The organism is Phenylobacterium hankyongense (genome assembly GCF_003254505.1).
Classification (GTDB): Bacteria; Pseudomonadota; Alphaproteobacteria; order Caulobacterales; family Caulobacteraceae; genus Phenylobacterium; species Phenylobacterium hankyongense.
Genome location: NZ_QFYP01000001.1, coordinates 3,120,130 through 3,137,558 on the forward strand (window position 1 = coordinate 3,120,130; position 17,429 = coordinate 3,137,558).

The 17,429-nt window shown below is 70.6% G+C and carries 20 protein-coding genes; 16 read left to right on the top strand and 4 right to left on the bottom strand.

The features are described from left to right. Positions 1-46: 46 nt before the first annotated feature. Both DJ021_RS14960 and xth read right to left on the bottom strand, forming a co-directional pair. Complete coding sequence (locus DJ021_RS14960) at positions 47-757, bottom strand: hypothetical protein (protein WP_111458306.1); 711 nt, start codon at positions 755-757, stop codon at positions 47-49. A gap of 33 nt (positions 758-790) precedes the next feature. Further along, positions 791-1,570: an exodeoxyribonuclease III gene (xth, locus tag DJ021_RS14965; RefSeq protein ID WP_111458307.1), complete on the bottom strand. Its 780-nt coding sequence runs from the start codon at positions 1,568-1,570 to the stop codon at positions 791-793. Positions 1,571-1,742: 172 nt separating this feature from the next. Between xth and DJ021_RS14970 the strand changes: the two genes are divergently transcribed. Further along, positions 1,743-2,132 carry an ester cyclase gene (locus tag DJ021_RS14970; RefSeq protein WP_243626048.1) on the top strand — a complete coding sequence of 130 codons (390 nt, stop codon included), beginning with the start codon at positions 1,743-1,745 and terminating at the stop codon, positions 2,130-2,132. A 1-nt stretch (position 2,133) separates the two neighbouring features. Then, positions 2,134-2,748, top strand: a complete 615-nt coding sequence (locus tag DJ021_RS14975; protein ID WP_111458309.1) for a TetR/AcrR family transcriptional regulator — start codon at positions 2,134-2,136, stop codon at positions 2,746-2,748. Positions 2,749-2,767: 19 nt separating this feature from the next. On the opposite strand, the gene erpA is transcribed toward DJ021_RS14975, so the two are convergent. Beyond that, positions 2,768-3,100, bottom strand: a complete 333-nt coding sequence (gene erpA, locus DJ021_RS14980; protein WP_111458310.1) for an iron-sulfur cluster insertion protein ErpA — start codon at positions 3,098-3,100, stop codon at positions 2,768-2,770. A gap of 81 nt (positions 3,101-3,181) precedes the next feature. Here erpA and DJ021_RS14985 point away from each other — a divergent pair, with 81 nt between their 5' ends. The 12 genes from DJ021_RS14985 to DJ021_RS15040 all read left to right on the top strand — a co-directional run bounded on the left by DJ021_RS14985 (position 3,182) and on the right by DJ021_RS15040 (position 14,483). Then, the gene (locus DJ021_RS14985) at positions 3,182-4,360 is read left to right on the top strand and encodes a deoxyguanosinetriphosphate triphosphohydrolase (RefSeq protein WP_111458311.1); all 1,179 of its coding nucleotides are present in this window, start codon (positions 3,182-3,184) and stop codon (positions 4,358-4,360) included. 147 nt (positions 4,361-4,507) lie between these two features. Continuing rightward, positions 4,508-5,347: a cell division protein FtsN gene (ftsN, locus tag DJ021_RS14990; protein WP_111458312.1), complete on the top strand. Its 840-nt coding sequence runs from the start codon at positions 4,508-4,510 to the stop codon at positions 5,345-5,347. Beyond that, entirely contained in the window at positions 5,344-6,369 is a 1,026-nt protein-coding gene (nagZ, locus tag DJ021_RS14995; protein ID WP_111458313.1) for a beta-N-acetylhexosaminidase, read from the top strand. The genes ftsN and nagZ overlap by 4 nt, the downstream gene beginning before the upstream one ends. After that, entirely contained in the window at positions 6,366-7,169 is an 804-nt protein-coding gene (locus DJ021_RS15000; RefSeq protein WP_111458314.1) for a segregation and condensation protein A, read from the top strand. The genes nagZ and DJ021_RS15000 overlap by 4 nt, the downstream gene beginning before the upstream one ends. Then, positions 7,166-7,816, top strand: a complete 651-nt coding sequence (gene scpB, locus DJ021_RS15005; protein WP_111458315.1) for an SMC-Scp complex subunit ScpB — start codon at positions 7,166-7,168, stop codon at positions 7,814-7,816. Before DJ021_RS15000 ends, scpB begins: the two co-directional genes overlap by 4 nt. 109 nt (positions 7,817-7,925) lie before the next feature. Next, complete coding sequence (locus DJ021_RS15010; protein WP_111458316.1) at positions 7,926-8,141, top strand: twin-arginine translocase TatA/TatE family subunit; 216 nt, start codon at positions 7,926-7,928, stop codon at positions 8,139-8,141. Positions 8,142-8,206: 65 nt separating this feature from the next. Beyond that, positions 8,207-8,734, top strand: coding sequence for a Sec-independent protein translocase protein TatB (gene tatB, locus DJ021_RS19310; protein WP_111458317.1), 528 nt, complete (start codon positions 8,207-8,209; stop codon positions 8,732-8,734). Next, positions 8,731-9,657 (top strand): twin-arginine translocase subunit TatC, encoded by a 927-nt coding sequence (gene tatC, locus DJ021_RS15020; RefSeq protein WP_111458318.1) that lies wholly within the window; start codon positions 8,731-8,733, stop codon positions 9,655-9,657. The genes tatB and tatC overlap by 4 nt, the downstream gene beginning before the upstream one ends. A gap of 67 nt (positions 9,658-9,724) precedes the next feature. Continuing rightward, the gene (serS, locus tag DJ021_RS15025; protein WP_111458319.1) at positions 9,725-11,050 is read left to right on the top strand and encodes a serine--tRNA ligase; all 1,326 of its coding nucleotides are present in this window, start codon (positions 9,725-9,727) and stop codon (positions 11,048-11,050) included. Next, the gene (gene surE / locus DJ021_RS15030) at positions 11,047-11,823 is read left to right on the top strand and encodes a 5'/3'-nucleotidase SurE (RefSeq protein WP_111458320.1); all 777 of its coding nucleotides are present in this window, start codon (positions 11,047-11,049) and stop codon (positions 11,821-11,823) included. Before serS ends, surE begins: the two co-directional genes overlap by 4 nt. A gap of 1 nt (position 11,824) precedes the next feature. Then, the gene (locus DJ021_RS15035; protein ID WP_111458321.1) at positions 11,825-12,484 is read left to right on the top strand and encodes a protein-L-isoaspartate(D-aspartate) O-methyltransferase; all 660 of its coding nucleotides are present in this window, start codon (positions 11,825-11,827) and stop codon (positions 12,482-12,484) included. A gap of 97 nt (positions 12,485-12,581) precedes the next feature. Further along, a complete protein-coding gene (locus DJ021_RS15040) occupies positions 12,582-14,483 on the top strand; it encodes a LysM peptidoglycan-binding domain-containing protein (protein ID WP_111458322.1) in 1,902 nt (633 codons plus the stop codon). 4 nt (positions 14,484-14,487) lie between these two features. Here DJ021_RS15040 and DJ021_RS15045 read toward each other — a convergent pair whose 3' ends face one another. Then, positions 14,488-15,327 (bottom strand): ATP-binding protein, encoded by an 840-nt coding sequence (locus tag DJ021_RS15045; RefSeq protein ID WP_111458323.1) that lies wholly within the window; start codon positions 15,325-15,327, stop codon positions 14,488-14,490. A gap of 120 nt (positions 15,328-15,447) precedes the next feature. Between DJ021_RS15045 and yajC the strand changes: the two genes are divergently transcribed. Both yajC and secD read left to right on the top strand, forming a co-directional pair. Then, positions 15,448-15,798 (top strand): preprotein translocase subunit YajC, encoded by a 351-nt coding sequence (gene yajC / locus DJ021_RS15050; RefSeq protein WP_111458324.1) that lies wholly within the window; start codon positions 15,448-15,450, stop codon positions 15,796-15,798. Between the two features lie 15 nt (positions 15,799-15,813). Next, on the top strand, positions 15,814-17,418 hold the full coding sequence (gene secD, locus DJ021_RS15055) for a protein translocase subunit SecD (RefSeq protein WP_111458325.1): 1,605 nt from the start codon (positions 15,814-15,816) through the stop codon (positions 17,416-17,418). The last annotated feature ends 11 nt before the right edge of the window (positions 17,419-17,429 follow it).

The following is a 17,429-nucleotide window of genomic DNA, read 5'->3' on the forward strand; positions in this document are numbered from 1 at the left end:
CGCATCCCTTTAGCTGGCGGCAGTGTGCGCGGATAGATTTACAGCGTCAAGTTTCCGCCTTGTGATCCTCGAACTGGTCTTCGTCCTGATGCTGGTCTTCGTCGTCGCCGAACGGCAGGGCGTCGAGGCGGGGCTCCGGCTCCGGCCGGCGCTGTGGGACCGGAGGGGCCACGGGCTCGGGCGCAGGCTCAGGAGCGGGCCGGGCGGCCACCGCCACGGCCTCCCGGCGCGGGACCGGGCGGCGGAACAGCGCCTCGGTGCGCGCCAGCCAGCGATTGGCTTCCTGCACCGCCTCGGGCGCGGAGAGCGCCTTGCGGCGGGCCTCGTCCTGCGGCAGCCACAGGTCGAGGTCGAAGTCCGGGCGGTAGGGATCGTCGAACACCAGCCGCAGGCGCACCAGCTTGTCCGCGCCGGTGAGCATGTCCAGTGGGCGACGCGGCTCGCCGCGGTAGGACCGCCCGACCACCTGGCCATCGACCACGAGCTCGGCCCCCACCAGCTCCTCGATGCGGTAGAGCAGGCACCAGGCGCCGGCGTCCCAGGTCACCGCCAGGATGTTGCTGGTGAAGTTGAAGCCCACGCCGCGTCCGCGTCCGCGCGCGACCAGCAGTGCATGCGGTTCGGCCCTCAGGACCTTGCGCAGGCCGCGCCGGATGCGCCGGGCCTCATCCGAATACCAGATCGCAGCCCCGCCCAGCAGGGTCAGCGTCACGCCCGCCAACGCGAGCAGCAGCAGGAGCCGCGCGACATCGTCCATACGCGGAGGCTACGCCGGTTTCGTGAGTCCCGCCTAGAGGTCCAGCTCAACCATGAAGGGCACATGGTCGGAGGGCTTTTCCCAGCTGCGGACGTCGCGGTGGATGCTGACGCCGCGCAGCAGGTCGGCGGCCTGGGGGGAGAGCAGGGCGTGGTCGATGCGGATGCCGTTGTTCCGCTGCCAGGCGCCGGCCTGGTAGTCCCAGAAGGTGTAGGCGCCCGGCGCGCCGTCGGCCTGCAGGTAGGCGTCGGTCAGCCCCAGCCACTTCAGCGCCCGGAAGGCCTCGCGGCTCTCCGGCTGGAAGAGGGCGTCGTCCACCCAGTTCTTGGGGAACTCGGCGTCGCGCGGCTCGGGGATGACGTTGAAGTCGCCGGTGAGCACCAGCGGCTCCTCCAGCGCCAGCAGCGCCTGGGCGTGGCGGTTCAGCCGGTCCATCCAGGCGAGCTTGTAGGCGAACTTCTCGGTGGGGATGGGATTGCCGTTGGGCAGGTAGATCGAGGCCACCCGCACCGGCTGGCGCCCGGAGACCACCGCCTCGATGTAGCGGGCGTGGTCGTCGCCTTCGCCCTCGGGCAGGCCGCGCCGGATGTCCTCCAGCGGGGTCTTGGAGAGCAGGGCCACGCCGTTGTAGCTCTTCTGGCCATGGACGGCGACATTATAGCCAAGCCGTTCAAAGGCTTCGGTCGGAAACTTCTCGTCGACGCACTTGATCTCCTGCAGGCAGGCGACGTCCGGCTGGGCCGACTCGAACCAGCGCAGCACCGTCTCCAGGCGGGCGTTGACGGAATTGACGTTCCAGGTGGCGATCTTCATGCGGGCTCCGGCGGTGCGCCGCGAAGCTAGAGGGCCGAGGGGGAAGGCTCAATGGGCCGGCCACAAGAATGAGAAGGGCGTCTTGACGTGAGATGGTCGTCTCATTAATATCGTCGTTCGACGAACGGAGGATGACATCATGTGTGTGACCTCTGCGGACATGGACCGCAAAATGGACGAGCATTTCGGCTTTGAGGCGCGTGACGACGTGGCGGGCGTGCTCTCCACGCTCACCGACGACGTCGAGCATGACATCGTGGGCTGGCCCACCGGACCGACGCGGGGACGGGACGGCGCGCGGCCGTTCTACGAGGCGCTCTTCGCCGACCTGGCCGACGGAAAGGTCGAGTGCCTGCGCCGGCTCTACGGCGACGGGTTCATGGTCGACGACTCGCGTTGGCGCGGCACGGCGCCCGGCCGGCCGTTCGGGCTGGACGGCAAGGGACGGCCGCTGGAATTCCGGCTGCTGCACGTGGTCGAGTTCACCGACGACGGGGAAATCCGGCGCGAGAACGTCTGGATCGACCTGGCCTCGATCCTCCAGCAGCTGCCGCAGGACTGACGTGTCGGAGGTCGTGCAGGCCGGGCGTCCGAATCAGAAGCGGCGCACCCGCAAGGCGCTGCTGGAGGCGGCCGCGCGCCTCAGGAGCGTTGGACGCAACCCGACGCTGGAGGAGGTCGCCGAGGAGGCGCTGGTCTCCCGCGCGACGGCCTACCGCTACTTCGCGAGCGTCGACGGGCTGCTCCTGGAATCGGCGCTCGACGTGGCCATGCCCCGCGCCGAGGACCTGTTTCCGCCCGGCGCGCCCACAGACCCGGTCGCGCGGTTGGAGCGGGTGGACCAGGCGGTGCACGACATGATGGTCGCCAACGAGGCCCCGCTGCGCATGATGCTGGCGCAAAGCCTGGAGCGGAGCGTCAGGGGCGATGCCGAGGATGGCGTCCCGGCCCGCCAGAACCGTCGCAGCCCGCTGATCGATGCGGCGCTGGAGCCGGCGCGCCACCTCCTGGACCCGGACGCCATCAAGCCGCTGAGCGCGGCGCTGGCCCTGCTCGTCGGCACCGAGGCGCTGGTGGTGCTGAAGGACGTGCTGCAGCTCGAAGACGCCGAAGCGCGGGAGGTTAAGCGCTGGGCCATCCGGGCGCTGGTGGAGGCGGCGCGCAAGGACGCCAATTAGCGGTCAGGCCAGCTGAACTTCAGATCGAGAAGCTGACGCCGCAGCCGCAGCTGGACTTGGCGTTGGGGTTGCGGACCCGGAACTCGGCGCCGGCCAGCTCGTCGACGAAATCGATCTCCGAGCCCTTCAGCAGGGCCAGGGAAACCACGTCCACCAGGGCCGCGGCGCCGTCGCGTTCGATCTTCAGGTCATCGGGCTCGGAGGCGTCCACCAGGTCGAACTGGTACTGGAACCCGGAGCAGCCGCCGCCTTCCACCGCCACGCGCAGCATCACGTCGCGGCCCTCGGCCTGGCCGATGGCGCGGATCCGCCGGGCGGCGGCGGGCGACAGTGAGACGTCTGGGGTGGTCATGTCTGTTAAACCAAATGATGGCTTAGCCTATATGAGGTCCGCAGCGGCTTCGACCAAGAGGCCTTCCGATAGAATGGTTTGATGGCCGCCACGATCCCGCCCAGAGCCGCTTACGCCGAAGACCCGTCCAAGTCCCGGGGCCGCAAGGTCGCCGAGGCGGAGAGTCTCACCCGCACGCCGTTCGCGCGCGACCGTGACCGGATCATCCACGCGACGGCGTTCCGGAGGCTGAAGGAGAAGACCCAGGTCTTCGTGGCGCACGAGGGCGACCACTTCCGCACCCGGCTGACGCACTCGCTGGAGGTGGCGCAGATCGCCCGCTCGCTGGCCACCGCGCTCGGGCTGGACGCCGACCTGGCCGAGACCATCGCCCTGGCCCACGACCTCGGCCATCCGCCGTTCGGTCACGCCGGCGAGGACGAGCTGCAGATCCAGATGCAGGGCTACGGCGGCTTCGACCACAACGTGCAGACCTTCCGGGTCGTGACCAAGCTGGAGCGCCGCTACCCGCGCTTCGACGGGCTGAACCTCACCTGGGAGACGCTGGAGGGGATCATCAAGCACAACGGCCCGGTGACCGATAAGCTCGACCGGCCGTCGTGGAGCGCCATCACCGAGTTCGACGCCGAGTACGACCTGCGGCTGGGCGGCTGGGCCTCGGCCGAGGCCCAGGTGGCGGCGCTGGCCGACGACATCGCCTACAACAACCACGACGTCGACGACGGGGTGAACGCCGGGCTGTTCTACCTGAAGGAGCTGCTCGACGTGCCGCTGATCGGCCCGCACGTGGCCAGCGCCTTCGCCGACTATCCCGACTGCGACCACGGCATCATCCGGCTGGAGGCCGTGCGGCGGATGATCGGGGCCATGGTCGAAGACGTGCTGGCCGAGACCCGCCGCCGCGCCGAGGCCGCGCGCCTGGCGAGCCCGGAGGATGTCCGCACCCAGGACCACGCCGTCGTCGCCTTCTCCCGCGACATGGTCGAGGACCTTTCGGCGCTGCGCACCTTCCTGATGGAGCGGATGTACCGGCACTGGCGCGTCAACCGGACGCGTAGCCAGGCGCGGCGGATCCTGGCCGAGATGTTCCAGCTGTTCATGGCCGAACCCGACGTCCTGCCGACCGAGTGGTTCGTCCGCGCGCAGCAGCGCGACGAGGCCGGGCGCGCACGGCTGGTGTGCGACTACATCGCCGGCATGACCGACCGCTTCGCGATCGAAGAGCACCGCAAGCTGTTCCATCTCGACGTCTGGAACTGACCTCCGGCGCCCCGGGCTGCCCCTGGGGCGGTCCGCCCACAGGAAACCGACGAGGGCCGGTTCGGGGAGCGGCGCGCTTCGCTAGACTGGCGCCTCGAAGCGCCCGATTCGCGAGCTGCGGCGGGCTGGTCCTGGGGAATTCCTGCGATGTCCGACCATGAGCGCGGCGCCTACACGCCTCCCACCGACGCGCCGCTGTCGTTCGACGCGCGGCAGCCGGTGCGGGGCGCCCGCCCGATCCCCTTCACCCTGATCATCGGCCTGGTGGTGCTGGCCGGGCTGGCGGCGGCGATCTTCGTCTTCTACCGCTCCGGCGTGCGCCAGGCCGGCCAGCCGCCGCAGACCGTCGGCGCGCCGATCGGCGAGATGAAGAGCGCCGCGCCGGCCGACGCCCAGCCGCAGGATCCCGCCGCGGGCCTGCAGATCTACCGCTCCGAAGCCGGCCAGCCGGTTGCGGCGGCCCCCGCACAGCCGCAGTTCACCGCGCCGCCGGAGCAGCCGCAGGCCCGTCCTCAGGCCGCCGCCCCGGTGGTCATCACCCCGCCCGCCGCCGCGCCGACCGCGCCGGTGAGCGCCGGCCCGGCGCTGCGACCCGCCCTGCCACCCGCCGCGGCTCCGGCCGCCGCGCCGCCCGCGCCGCAGCCCAAGGCCGTCGCGCCCGTCGCCGCGGCCCCGAAACCCGCAGCGGTCCCGCCCGCGCCGCCCAAGCCCGCGCCCGTCGCCGCCGCTCCGGCTCCGAAGGCCGGCGGCGCGGCCGGCGTGCAGATCGGCGCCTTCTCGTCCCAGGCGCTGGCCGATAAGGGCTGGAACGACGCGGTCGCCGTCGCGCCGGGTCCGGCCGCGGGCAAGGGCAAGAGCGTCGAACGCGTGGAGAAGGACGGCCACACCCTGTTCCGCACCACCGTCACCGGCTTCGCCAGCCGCACCGAGGCCGCGGCCTTCTGCGGCAAGCTGAAGGCGGCCGGGAAGGCCTGTTTCGTCAAGTGAGCACCGCCGCCGCCATCCTGGGCTGCGCGGGCCCGACGCTCTCCCGCGAAGAGGTCGCCTTCTTCCGCGACGTGAAGCCCTGGGGCTTCATCCTCTTCGCCCGGAACATCGAGACCCCCGACCAGGTGCGGGCGCTGGTGGAGAGCCTGCGGGCGACCGTGGGCCGGGCCGACGCCCCGGTGCTGATCGACCAGGAGGGTGGGCGCGTGCAGCGGCTGGGCCCACCGCACTGGCGGCGCTATCCGCCTGGCCGCGCCTATGGCGAGCTGGCCGGCAATGACCCGCTGCTGCGCCGCGAGATCACCCGGCTGGGCGCGCGGCTGATGGCTCACGACCTGGCGCAGCTGGGCGTCAACGTCGACTGCGTGCCGGTGCTCGACGTGCCCGATCCGCAGGGCCACGAGATCATCGGCGACCGCGCCTACGGCCAGACGCCGGAGGCGGTGGCCTACCTGGGCCGCGCCGCCGCCGAGGGGCTGATCGCCGGCGGCGTGCTGCCGGTGATCAAGCACATCCCCGGCCATGGCCGCGCCATGGCCGACAGCCACCTGGAGCTGCCGGTGGTGGACGCCAGCTGGGACGAGCTGGACGGCCGCGACTTTGCGCCGTTCCGCGTGCTCTCCGACATGCCGATGGCGATGACCGCCCACGTGATCTATTCCGCGATCGACCGGAAGCGGCCGGCGACCACCTCGAAAAAGGTCATGCGCAAGGTGATCCGCGAGGCCATCGGCTTCGACGGCCTGGTGATGAGCGACGACCTCTCGATGAAGGCGCTGTCCGGGGATTTCACCGAACGGGCGCGCGCCTCGCTCTCGGCCGGCTGCGACGTGGTCCTGCACTGCAACGGCGTGATGGCCGAGATGAAGGCCGTGGTGGAGGGCGTGCGCGCGCTGAAGGGCAGGGCCGCCCGCCGCGCCGACGCCGCCCTGGCGCGGATCGCCCGCGCGCCGGAGCCGTTCGACGTCGAGGAGGGCCGCGCCCGCTTCGACGCCGCCTTCGAGGGACGCTTCGCCGGATGAGCTCGACCTTCCAGCCCAACCTCGACTTCGCCGCCGCGGCCACCGCGGCGGAGGACGGGGAGGCGCTGATCGTCGACATCGACGGCTACGAAGGCCCACTGCACGTCCTGCTGGCCCTGGCGCGCAGCCAGAAGGTCGACCTCCTGAAGCTGTCGGTGCTGAAGCTCGCCGAGCAGTACCTTGTGTTCGTGCACCAGGCGCGGCGAATGCGGTTCTCGCTGGCGGCCGACTACCTGGTGATGGCGGCGTGGCTGGCCTACCTGAAGTCGCGCCTGCTGCTGCCGAAGCCCGACCGTCCGAAGGCCGAGGACGCGCCGGCCGAGGAGATCGCCGCCCGGCTGGCCTTCCGGCTGGCCAAGCTCGACGCCATGCGCACCGCAGGCGAGGCGCTGAAGGCCCAGCCGACGCTCGGTCGCGACGTCTTCGTCCGCGGCGACCCGGAGGCCATCAAGGTGATTCCCTCCGGCCGGATCGAGGGCGACCTCTACGGCCTGATGAGCGCCTACATCGGCCAGCGCAAACGCGAGACCAGCCGCCACTACACTCCGCGCGCCCCGGTGGCCTATCCGCTGGAGGACGCCCGCGACCGGCTGCGCCAACTGCTGCCGGACCTGGCCCGCTGGACGCCGCTCACCGGCGTCGCGCCGCTGGGCGCGGAGGGGCAGGGGCCGTCGCGCGCCTCCTATGTGGCCTCGACCCTGTCCGCCAGCCTGGAGCTGGTGAAGGAAGGCGCCATGGAGGCCCGCCAGCTGGAGGCCTTCGCCGACATCTATATCCGCGCCAGGGGACGGGCGGCGTGAGCGAATCTGCCGACACCGAGCGCGAGATCGAGGCGCTGTTGTTCGCCGCCGCTGGCCCGCTCAGCCTGGAGGAGCTCGCCCGTCGGCTGCCGGAGGGCGTCGACGTGGCCGCCGCCCTGGCGGCGCTGCAGGGCCGCTATGCCGGTCGTGGCGTGGAGCTCGCCTGCGTCGCCGGGCGTTGGCGGTTCCAGACCGCCCAGGACCTCGCCTGGCTGATGACCGAGGAGCGCGAGGAGCCGCGCCGGCTGTCGAAGGCGGCGCAGGAGACCCTGGCCATCATCGCCTACCACCAGCCGGTGACCCGGGCCGAGATCGAGGCGGTGCGCGGCGTACAGGCCAGCCGCGGCACCCTCGACGTGCTGCTGGAGCTGGGTCTGGTGCGGATGCGTGGCCGTCGCCGCACGCCGGGCCGGCCGGTGACCTATGGCACCACCGACGCCTTCCTCGAGCACTATGGCCTGCCCAGCCTCGCCGACCTGCCGGGGGTGGCGGAGATGAAGGCCGCGGGCCTGCTGTCGCTGGACCTGCCGCCCGACTTCGCCGTCCCCGATCCCAGCCTGCTGGCGGCCGACGAGGATCCGCTGGAGGATGGCGATGCGCCGGAGTTCCACACCGACTTCATCGGCGAACAGGAGCCGGGGCGTTAGGACGCTGTCGGCGCAGATGGCGCACCGCACGAGGAAAGTTTATATAGCCGGCTGACCAAGTCGCGGGGGCGGGGTCGCCACGGCCGCGAACTGAGGAGTTTTTGTCGTTATGGGCTCTCTTTCGATCTGGCACTGGCTGATCGTCCTGGTGATCGTCGCCCTGGTGTTCGGCGGGCGCGGCAAGCTGTCGGGTCTTATGGGCGACGCGGCCAAGGGCATCCGCGCCTTCCGCGAAGGCCTCAAGGGCGAGGAAGAAGCGCACGAGGAGCCGCCGGCGCCGCAGCCTCTGCCGAAGACCCGGGCGAAGCCCAAGGCCAACGGCTGACCGCCTCGGTCGCCCAAGCGGGCGTATCGTTTCCCTTCGCTTGAAAGCGCGCTAAGCCCACGGCCATGTTTCCCGAAGGACGCGCTCTCGAGTTCCTGCTCGCCGCTGTCGTGGCGTTGATCGTGGTGGGTCCCAAGGACCTGCCGGTGCTTCTGCGCAAGCTCGGCCAGTTCATGGCCAAGTTGCGCTCGATGGCCGCCGAGTTCCGCGCCAGCTTCGACGAGATGGCCCGCCAGTCGGAGCTCGACGATCTGCGCAAGGAGGTCGAGGCCATGCGCCGCGGCCAGCTCACCGACCTCGCCCAGTCCACCCGCACCGAACTCGACAAGACCTTCGGCGACATCCACCAGGAACTCACCGACGTGGGCGTCCAGCTGCACCCGCCGATGAGCTACCAGTACGCCGAGCCGGCCGCCGAATCGGAGCCGGCGGTCGCTCCGAAGCCCAAGCGCCGGGCCGCAACCAAGGGGGCCGCGAAGTCTCCGGCGAAGGCCGGGGCGGCGAAATCCCCCGCCGCCCGGAAGACATCGACCACGGCCGCGGCGAAGCCTGCTCCCAAGCCCCGCGCCCGCAAGGCGGAGCCGAAGGCGTGAGCGACTACCCGCCCGAAGACTCCGAGATCGAAGCCTCCCGCGCGCCACTGCTCGAACACCTGGTCGAGCTTCGCCGGCGGCTGGTGGTCTGCGTGATCGCGCTCGGCGTGGCGTTCGCGATCTGCTTCGCCTTCGCCACCCAGATCTACACCTTGCTGCTGCACCCCTTCGCGATCGCCGCCCAGCTGCTGGCGATCCGCGAGGCCGAGCACGTGCATCCCACCGGCTTCAACCTCCTGGGCGTGGTCACCGAGGCGAAGAACATGTTCCTGGCGCTGGTCGGCGCGAAGGAGCTGCCGCCGGTGGCCGGCCAGGTGACCAAGCTGGTGTTCACCGCGCCGCTGGAATTCTTTTTCACCAAGGTGAAGCTGGCGGGCTTGGGCGCGGTGATGCTGAGCTTCCCGGTGCTCGCCTGGCAGGTCTACGCCTTCGTGGCCCCCGGCCTCTACAAGCGCGAGCGCCGCGCCTTCCTGCCGTTCCTGCTGGCGGCGCCGATGCTGTTCCTGCTGGGCGCGGCGCTGGTCTACTTCATGATCCTGCCGTTCGTGCTGTGGTTCTCGCTGTCGCAGCAGATCGTCGGCGCCGGCTCGATCTCGGTGGAGCTGCTGCCCAAGGTCTCCGACTACTTCAGCCTGGTGACGACGCTCTTGCTGGCCTTCGGCCTCTGCTTCCAGCTGCCGGTGGTCCTGACCCTGCTCGGCATGGCGGGCCTGGTGACCTCGAAGATGCTGATGAACGGCTGGCGCTATGCGGTGGTCGGCGTGTTCGTGGTCGCCGCCGTGGTCACCCCGCCTGACCCGATCAGCCAGACCCTGCTCGCCCTGCCGATCATCATCCTCTACTTCGTCTCGGTGCTCTGCGTGAAGCTGATCGAGATCCGCCGCGGCAAGGCCGAGGCCGGGCGCGACGTGGTGTCGGTCTGAGCCGACCACGCCTTGGCGCCTTAGCCGACGCGCTCTAGACAGTCCGCTCACTCCAAGCGGCCGACCCATGCACGACATCCGAGCCATTCGCGAAACCCCCGAGCTTTACCAGAAGCACTGGGCGGCCAAGGGCTCGTCGGGCGCGGTCGAGCAGATCCTGGCCCTCGACGCCAAGCTGCGGGACATCCAGACCCAGGCCCAGACCACCCAGGCGCTGAAGAACGAGCTCGCCAAGCTGATCGGCCAGGCCAAGGCGAAGAAGGACGAGGCCGAGGCCCAGCGGCTGCTGGCGCAGCGCGCCGAGATGGCCGAGGCCTCGGACGAGGCCGAGCGGGCCGTCGCCGACGAGCTGCGAAACCTCCTGGCCTCGCTGCCGAACCTGCCGGCGGCGGACGTACCGCCCGGCGCGGACGAGAACGACAACGTCGAGGTGCGCCGCTGGGGCGAGCCGTTCGCGATCCAGAACCCGAAGGACCACGCGGACCTGGGCGAGGCGCTGGGCCTGCTGGACTTCGAGGCCGCCGCGCGGATGAGCGGCGCGCGCTTTGCGGTGCTGAAGGGCCAGCTCGCCCGGCTGGAGCGGGCGCTCGGCCAGTTCATGCTCGACATCCAGACCCGCGAGCACGGCTACCTGGAGATCTCCCCGCCGCTGATGGTGCGCAGCGAGGCGATGTTCGGCACCGGCCAGCTGCCGAAGTTTTCCGACGACCAGTTCGTGGCCTTTCCCGGCCTGGAGACCGCGCGGCCGCTGTCCGCGAGCGATCTGGCCGCCGCCCCGGACATCCGCTGGCTGATCCCGACCGCCGAGGTGTCGCTGACCAACCTGGTGCGCGAACAGATCACGCCGGGCGAGGAACTGCCGCTGCGCCTGACCGCGCTCACCCCGAGCTTCCGCGCCGAGGCCGGCGCCTCGGGCCGCGACACCCGCGGGATGATCCGCCAGCACCAGTTCTACAAGGTCGAGCTGGTCTCCATCGTCCCCCCGGAAGAGTCCGAGGCCGAGCACGAGCGGATGGTGGGCTGCGCCGAGGCGGTGCTGAAGCGGCTGGAGCTGCCGTTCCGGACCATGCTGCTCTGCGCCGGCGACATGGGCTTCTCGGCGCGCAAGACCTACGACCTGGAGGTCTGGCTGCCGTCCGAAGGCCGCTACCGCGAGATCAGCTCCTGCTCCAACTGCGGGGACTTCCAGGCCCGGCGCATGGACGCCCGGACCAAGGCCGCGGGCGAGAAGGGGACGAGGTTCGTCCACACCCTGAACGGCTCGGGCCTGGCCGTGGGCCGGACGCTGGTGGCGATCATGGAAAACTATCAGGACGAGAACGGCCGCATCGCCATTCCGCAGGCGTTGCATCCCTACCTGCCGGGCCTGACCCACATCGGCGGTGACGCTTGAGGATCCTGCTCACCAACGACGACGGCATCCATGCGCCGGGCCTGACGGCGCTGGAGCGGATCGCCACCGCGCTGTCGGACGACGTCTGGATCTGCGCGCCGGAGTACGAGCAGTCGGGGGCCAGCCGGGCGCTGACCCTGGCCGACCCGATCCGCGTGCGCCGAGTGGGCGAGCGGCGGTTCTCCACCACCGGCACGCCCACCGACTGCGTGATGCTGGGCATCCACGACCTGGTGGAGGGCGCGAAGCCCGACCTGGTGCTCTCCGGCGTCAACCGCGGCGCGAACCTCGCCGAGGACGTCACCATGTCCGGCACGGTGGCCGGCGCCATCGAGGCGATGGCGCTGGGCGTGCCCGGGATCGCGCTCTCCCAGATGGGTGGCTACGAACACGGCGACACCTATTTCCAGGCCGCCGAGACCTTCGCGCCGGGGATCATCAAGCGGCTGGTGGAGGTGGGCTGGCCGAACGACGTGGTGATCAACATCAACTTCCCGAACCTGCCCATCGCCGAGATCGAGACGGTGGAGGTCACCCGCCAGGGCTTCCGTGACGTCCATGTCCGCCACGCCGAGAAGCGCACCGACCTGCGCGGCCGCGACTACTACTGGATCGGCTTCCGCCACGAGCGCTCCAAGCCCGCCGAGGGCACCGACCTGCGCGCGCTCTACGAAGGGCGGATTTCGGTCACCCCGTTGCACATCGACCTGACGCACAATGCGTCGGTGAATGCTCTTAAAGGGGTGCTGGGCGGCCCCCCGCCGAAGGTTTGAAATGGCCAAGCCGGAAGACGACACCGCGGAAACCCGGCTCGCGCGCCTGATCCTGGCGCTGCGCTCGCAGGGCGTGAGCGACGCCAAGGTGCTGAACGCCATCGAGACCACCCCGCGCGAGGCGTTCACCCCGGACCTGTTCAAGGAGCGGGCGTTCGAGGATTCGGCCCTGCCGATCGCCTGCGGCCAGACCATCAGCCAGCCGTTCATCGTCGGCCTGATGACCCAGGCGCTGAAGGTGGACAAGCGCGACCGGGTGCTGGAGATCGGCACCGGCAGCGGCTACCAGACGACGATCCTCTCGAAGCTGGCGCGGCTGGTCTACACGATCGAGCGCTACCGGACGCTGATGAAGGAGGCCGAGGGCCGCTTCAAGCAGCTCGGCCTGACCAACGTGATCACCCGGTTCGGCGACGGCGGGGAGGGCTGGGCCAAGCAGGCGCCCTTCGACCGCATCATGGTCACCGCCGCGGCGCCGGGGGAGCCCAAGGCCTTGCTGGAGCAACTCAAGCCCTCGGGGATCCTCGTCGCGCCGATCGGCAAGGGACCGGTCCAGAGCCTTCGCCGCTACACCGGCGACGGCAAGGGCGGCTTCACCGTCGAGGAGCTGATCGACGTGCGTTTCGTGCCGTTGCTCGACGGTGTGGCCAAGGAACTCTGAGCCTGCGGCGCTTTGCGGGTTGGCTCTCGGGCGGGCCTTCACCCATGATCCCCCGACGCCCCGACTGATTCCCATTGATGCCCTTTCCGGAGCGGCGATGACCCATTTCCTGCAACGGACGACCCTGATTGCGCTGGCGACCGGCGCGCTCGGCGCCTGTTCGACCGCCAGCCCTGACGATGGCCTGCGGCCCAACTTCCCGATCCGTACGCCGCAAGCCCAGGCCGCGCCTGCGCCGGCGCCCGCGACCGCGCCGCCGCCCGCGCCCCGTGACGAGCCGATGGTCCAGACCCGGCCCGCCGCGCCGGTGGAGTCGCGCCCGCTCGCGCCGCTGGCGCAGCCCCGTCCCGCGCCGCCGCCCGCGCCCAGCTTCAAGACCGTCACCACCCGCAGCGTCACCGGCAAGGTGGTCGAGGTCGAGGGCAAGGCGGTCAGCTACGAGGTGAAGAAGGGCGACAATCTCGAGAAGATCGCCCGCAAGCTCGACACCACGGTCGAGCAGCTGAAGGACGACAACGGCCTCAAGAAGGGCGTCATCCATCCCGGGCAGACCCTGGAAGGGCCGCGCTCCACGGCCAAGGCCTATGTGGCGGGCGCCGGCGACACCCTGTTCGCCATCGGCCGCCGGTTCGGCGTCTCCGCCGAGGCCCTGCGCGACGAGAACGACCTGTCGCGCAACGCCTCGATCCGCGCGGGCCAGAAGATCCGCCTGCCGGACGGCTACCACGACAAGGGCGCGATCACCTCCACCAGCCGGGTGCAGGTTGCGGGCACGGCGGACAGCGAGCCGGCCGCCATACCGATGCGCGACGTCGTCGACCCGCCGCGGGCCTCCGGCCGCTCCGCAGCGCCGCAGGCCGCCTCGGCGCCGACCTTCAAGACCGTCACCACCCGCAGCGTCACCGGCAAGGTGGTCGAGGTGGAGGGACCGGCGGTCAGCTACGAGGTGAAGAAGGGCGACAATCTCGAGAAGATCGCCCGCAAGCTCGACACCACGGTCGACGCCCTGAAGGACGACAACAAGCTCAAGAAGAGCGCCATCCAGCCGGGGCAGACGCTGAAGGGCCCGCGGACCACGGCCAAGGCCTATGTGGCCGGCTCCGGCGACACCCTGGCGGCGATCGGCAAGCGGTTCGGAGTTTCGGTCGAGGACCTCCGCAGCGAGAACGACCTCGGGCGCAACGCCTCCGTCCGTCCGGGCCAGAAGATCCGGCTGCCGGACGGCTACCGCGACAAGGGCCCGATCACCAGCAGCACCCGCGTGGCCATCGCTGCGCCGGTCGAGACGGCCCCCGAGCCACGTCCGACCGAGCCACGCCGCCCCGAGTCACGCCGCCCCGAGCCGCGGCCCTATGTTCCGCTGCCCGTAAACCAGCCCGCGACGCCCGCGCCGGCCATGCCGGCGCCCTCAACCGCCGCCCCGTCGACGCCCACGCCGCGCCCCTATACGCCGCCGGTCACCAGCGCGCCGCGGCCGTACTCGCCGCCGACCACGACCACGACCGCACCGCGGCCCTACACGCCGGGCGTGCCGAGCGGGACCCCGGCCGCTGCGCCCACCAGCGCGCCGCCGCCCAGCGACGCCCAGATCTCGGAGCTCGGCCGCGGCCGGTTCATCTGGCCGCTGCAGGGCCAGATGATTTCCGACTTCGGACCCAAGGGCGCGGGTCAGCGCAACGACGGGATCAATGTGAGCGCCAAGGCTGGCGACCCGGTGCGGGCGGCTGCGGCCGGCGACGTGGTCTATGCCGGCGACCAGGTGCCGGGCTTCGGCAACCTGGTGCTGATCAAGCATCCCGACGGCTGGGTGACCGCCTACGGCCACCTTTCCCACGTCGACGTGAAGATGCAGCAGAAGGTCGCCCAGGGTCAGCAGATCGGCCAGGCGGGCGCCACCGGCGGCGTCTCCGAGCCGCAGCTGCACTTCGAGGTGCGATTCGCCCCGTCGCCGCTGGAGCGCGCGCGGCCGATCGACCCGAAGCTGGTGCTGCCGAAGTAGGAGCCTAGAGCGGCAGCGGCTTGCCCAGTTCGCCGGCCAGGTCGCGGATGAACTGCCAGGCCACGCGGCCGGACCGCGAGCCGCGCAGCTGCGACCACTGCAGGGCGCGACGATCGAGGTCGGGCGCCTGCAGGCCGAACTGCGCCGCATAGCCCCGCACGGCCGCCAGGTAGGTGGGCTGGTCCATCGGCGGGAAGCCGACCCACAGGCCGAATCGGTCGGAGACGCTGACCTCCTCCTCGGCATCCTCGGCGGTGGCGATCAGGCCACGGTCTTCCGTATGGCCCCGGGGCATCAGGTGCCGGCGGTTGGAGGTGGCCACGAACAGCACATTGGCCGGCGGCCCGGAGACGCCGCCCTCCAGCGCGGACTTCAACGCCTTGGCCGCGGCGGCGCCTTCCTCGAAGGACAGGTCGTCGCAGAGCACCACGAACCGCTCGGGCCGGGTGCGCAGCAGGTCGAACAGGTCGGGCAGGGCGGTCACCTGGTCGCGGTCCACCTCCACCAGCTTCAACTCCGCCGAGGCGCCGGCCGCGGTCATGAAGGCGGCCTTGGCCAGCGAGCTCTTGCCGGTGCCGCGCACGCCCCAGAGCAGGGCGTGGTTGTAGGGCAGGGCGCGGGCGAACCGCTCCAGGTTCTCCAGGAAGCGCGCCTTCTGCCGATCGACGCCGATCAGGCTGTCCAGCGACAGGGGATAGTCCGGCGCGGCATGGAAGGCGCCGGAGCCCGGATCGTGCCGGAACAGCCGGGCGGCGGAGAAATCGGCGACCGCCGGCGGGGGCGGCGCAAGCCGCTCCAGGGCTTCGGCGATGCGGTCGAGCACGGGTTTCAGGTCGGTGTCCATCGGGGCGACGCTTAGACGTCTCGCGGTTCCATTGCAAAAGGGAGGCGCAGCGCATAGCTTCCGCCGACTTTGAGCGGGGGCCCGGAAAACGCGGCCCTCGTCACGATTATTGGAGAGGCCATGTTCGCCACCCCCGCCTTCGCCCAGGCCGCCGGCGCACCCGCCACCGGCGGACCGCAGGACATGCTGATGCAGTTCCTGCCCCTGATCGGCCTCGTCGTGCTGTTCTACTTCCTGATGATCCGGCCGCAGCAGCGGCGGGCGAAGCAGCACCAGGCCATGCTGGCGGCCCTGAAGCGCGGCGACACCGTCGTCCTGTCGTCCGGCGTACTCGGCAAGATCGTGCGCGTCGAGGACAAGGAAGTGGGCGTCGAGATCGCGACCGGCGTCACCGTGAAGGTGCGCAAGGGCATGATCGCCGAGGTCACCACCCGTGGCGAACCTGCGCCCGCCAACGACTCCAAGAGCTAGGTCCAAGCTCCTCCCATGATGAACCTTTCGCGCTGGAAGGTCGTCCTCGTCGCCTTGGCGGTGGTGTTCGGCGTGCTCTTCACGCTGCCGAACCTGCTGCCGGCGAAGGTGCGCGACCACCTCCCGCCCTTCATGCCGAAGAAGACGCTGAACCTCGGGCTCGACCTGCAGGGCGGTTCCTACCTGCTCTATTCGGTGGACACCGCGGCGCTCCGCACCGAACGGCTGAACAACCTCACCGAGGACGTCCGCAAGGCGCTGGTGGACGAGAAGATCCAGTTCACCGACCTCGGCCAGGTCGCCGGCGAGCTGTCGGTGCGCATCACCGATCCCGGCCAGGTCTCCCAGGCGCAGAACGTCTTGCGCAACACGATCGGCGCGCCGCTGGCCGGCGCCCAGGGCGGCCGCGACGTCAGCGTCTCCTCGGCGCCCGACCAACGCATCCGGGTGGCCTTCGCGGCGCAGGCGCTGGAAGCCGACGCGGGCCGCGCGGTCGACCAGTCCATCGAGATCATCCGCCGCCGCATCGACCAGATGGGGACGAAGGAGCCGGACATCACCCGCCAGGGCAAGGACCGGATCGTCATCCAGGCGGCCGGTGAGAGCGACCCCGAGCGGCTGAAGAACGTCGTCGGCCAGACCGCCAAGCTGACCTTCCAGATGGTCGACGAGACGGTGCCGCCGCAGGACGCGGCCGCCGGCCGCGTGCCGCCGGGCGACGAGGTGCTGCAGAGCACCGACGGCTATTCGCCGGCCTATGTGGTGAAGAAGCGCGCCGAAGTGACCGGCGAGATGCTGGTGGACGCCCAGGCCCGCTTCGACCAGCAGACCGGCCGCCCGATCGTCTCCTTCCGCTTCAATGGCCAGGGCGCGCGCCGCTTCGGCGTGATCACCAGCGAGAACGTCAACAAGCGTTTCGCCATCGTCCTCGACAAGAAGGTCATCTCCGCCCCGACGATCATCAACCCGATCACCGGCGGCAACGGCCAGATCACCGGCAACTTCACAGAGCAGAGCGCCAACGACCTGGCGGTGCTGCTGCGGGCCGGCGCCCTGCCGGCGCCGCTGAAGGTGGAGGAGCAGCGCACGGTGGGCGCCGAGCTGGGCGCCGACGCCGTGCACGCCGGGACCACCTCGGCCCTGGTGGGGCTGGCGGCCACGGTCGTGTTCATGATCGCCATCTACGGCTTCCTGTTCGGCGGCATCTCGCTGGTGGCCCTGGTGATCAATGCCCTGATGATCATCGGCATCATGAGCTTCACCCAGGCGACGCTGACCTTGCCCGGCATCGCCGGCCTGATCCTGACGCTCGCCGTCGCGGTCGACGCCAACGTGTTGATCTATGAGCGGATGCGCGACGAACTCCGCGCCGGCCGCAGCCTGATCTCCTCGATGGACGCCGGCTTCTCGCGGGCGATGGGCACTATCCTCGACGCCAACATGACCCACATCCTGTCGGCGATGATCATGTTTCAGTTCGGCTCGGGCGCGGTCCGCGGCTTCGCCTGGACGCTCTCCATCGGCGTGCTGACCACGGTCTTCTCCGCTATCCTTGTCACCCAGGTGCTTCTGGCCTGGTGGTTCCGCGCCACCCGCCCCAAGACCCTGCCGATCGCCTAGGGAGCCTCACG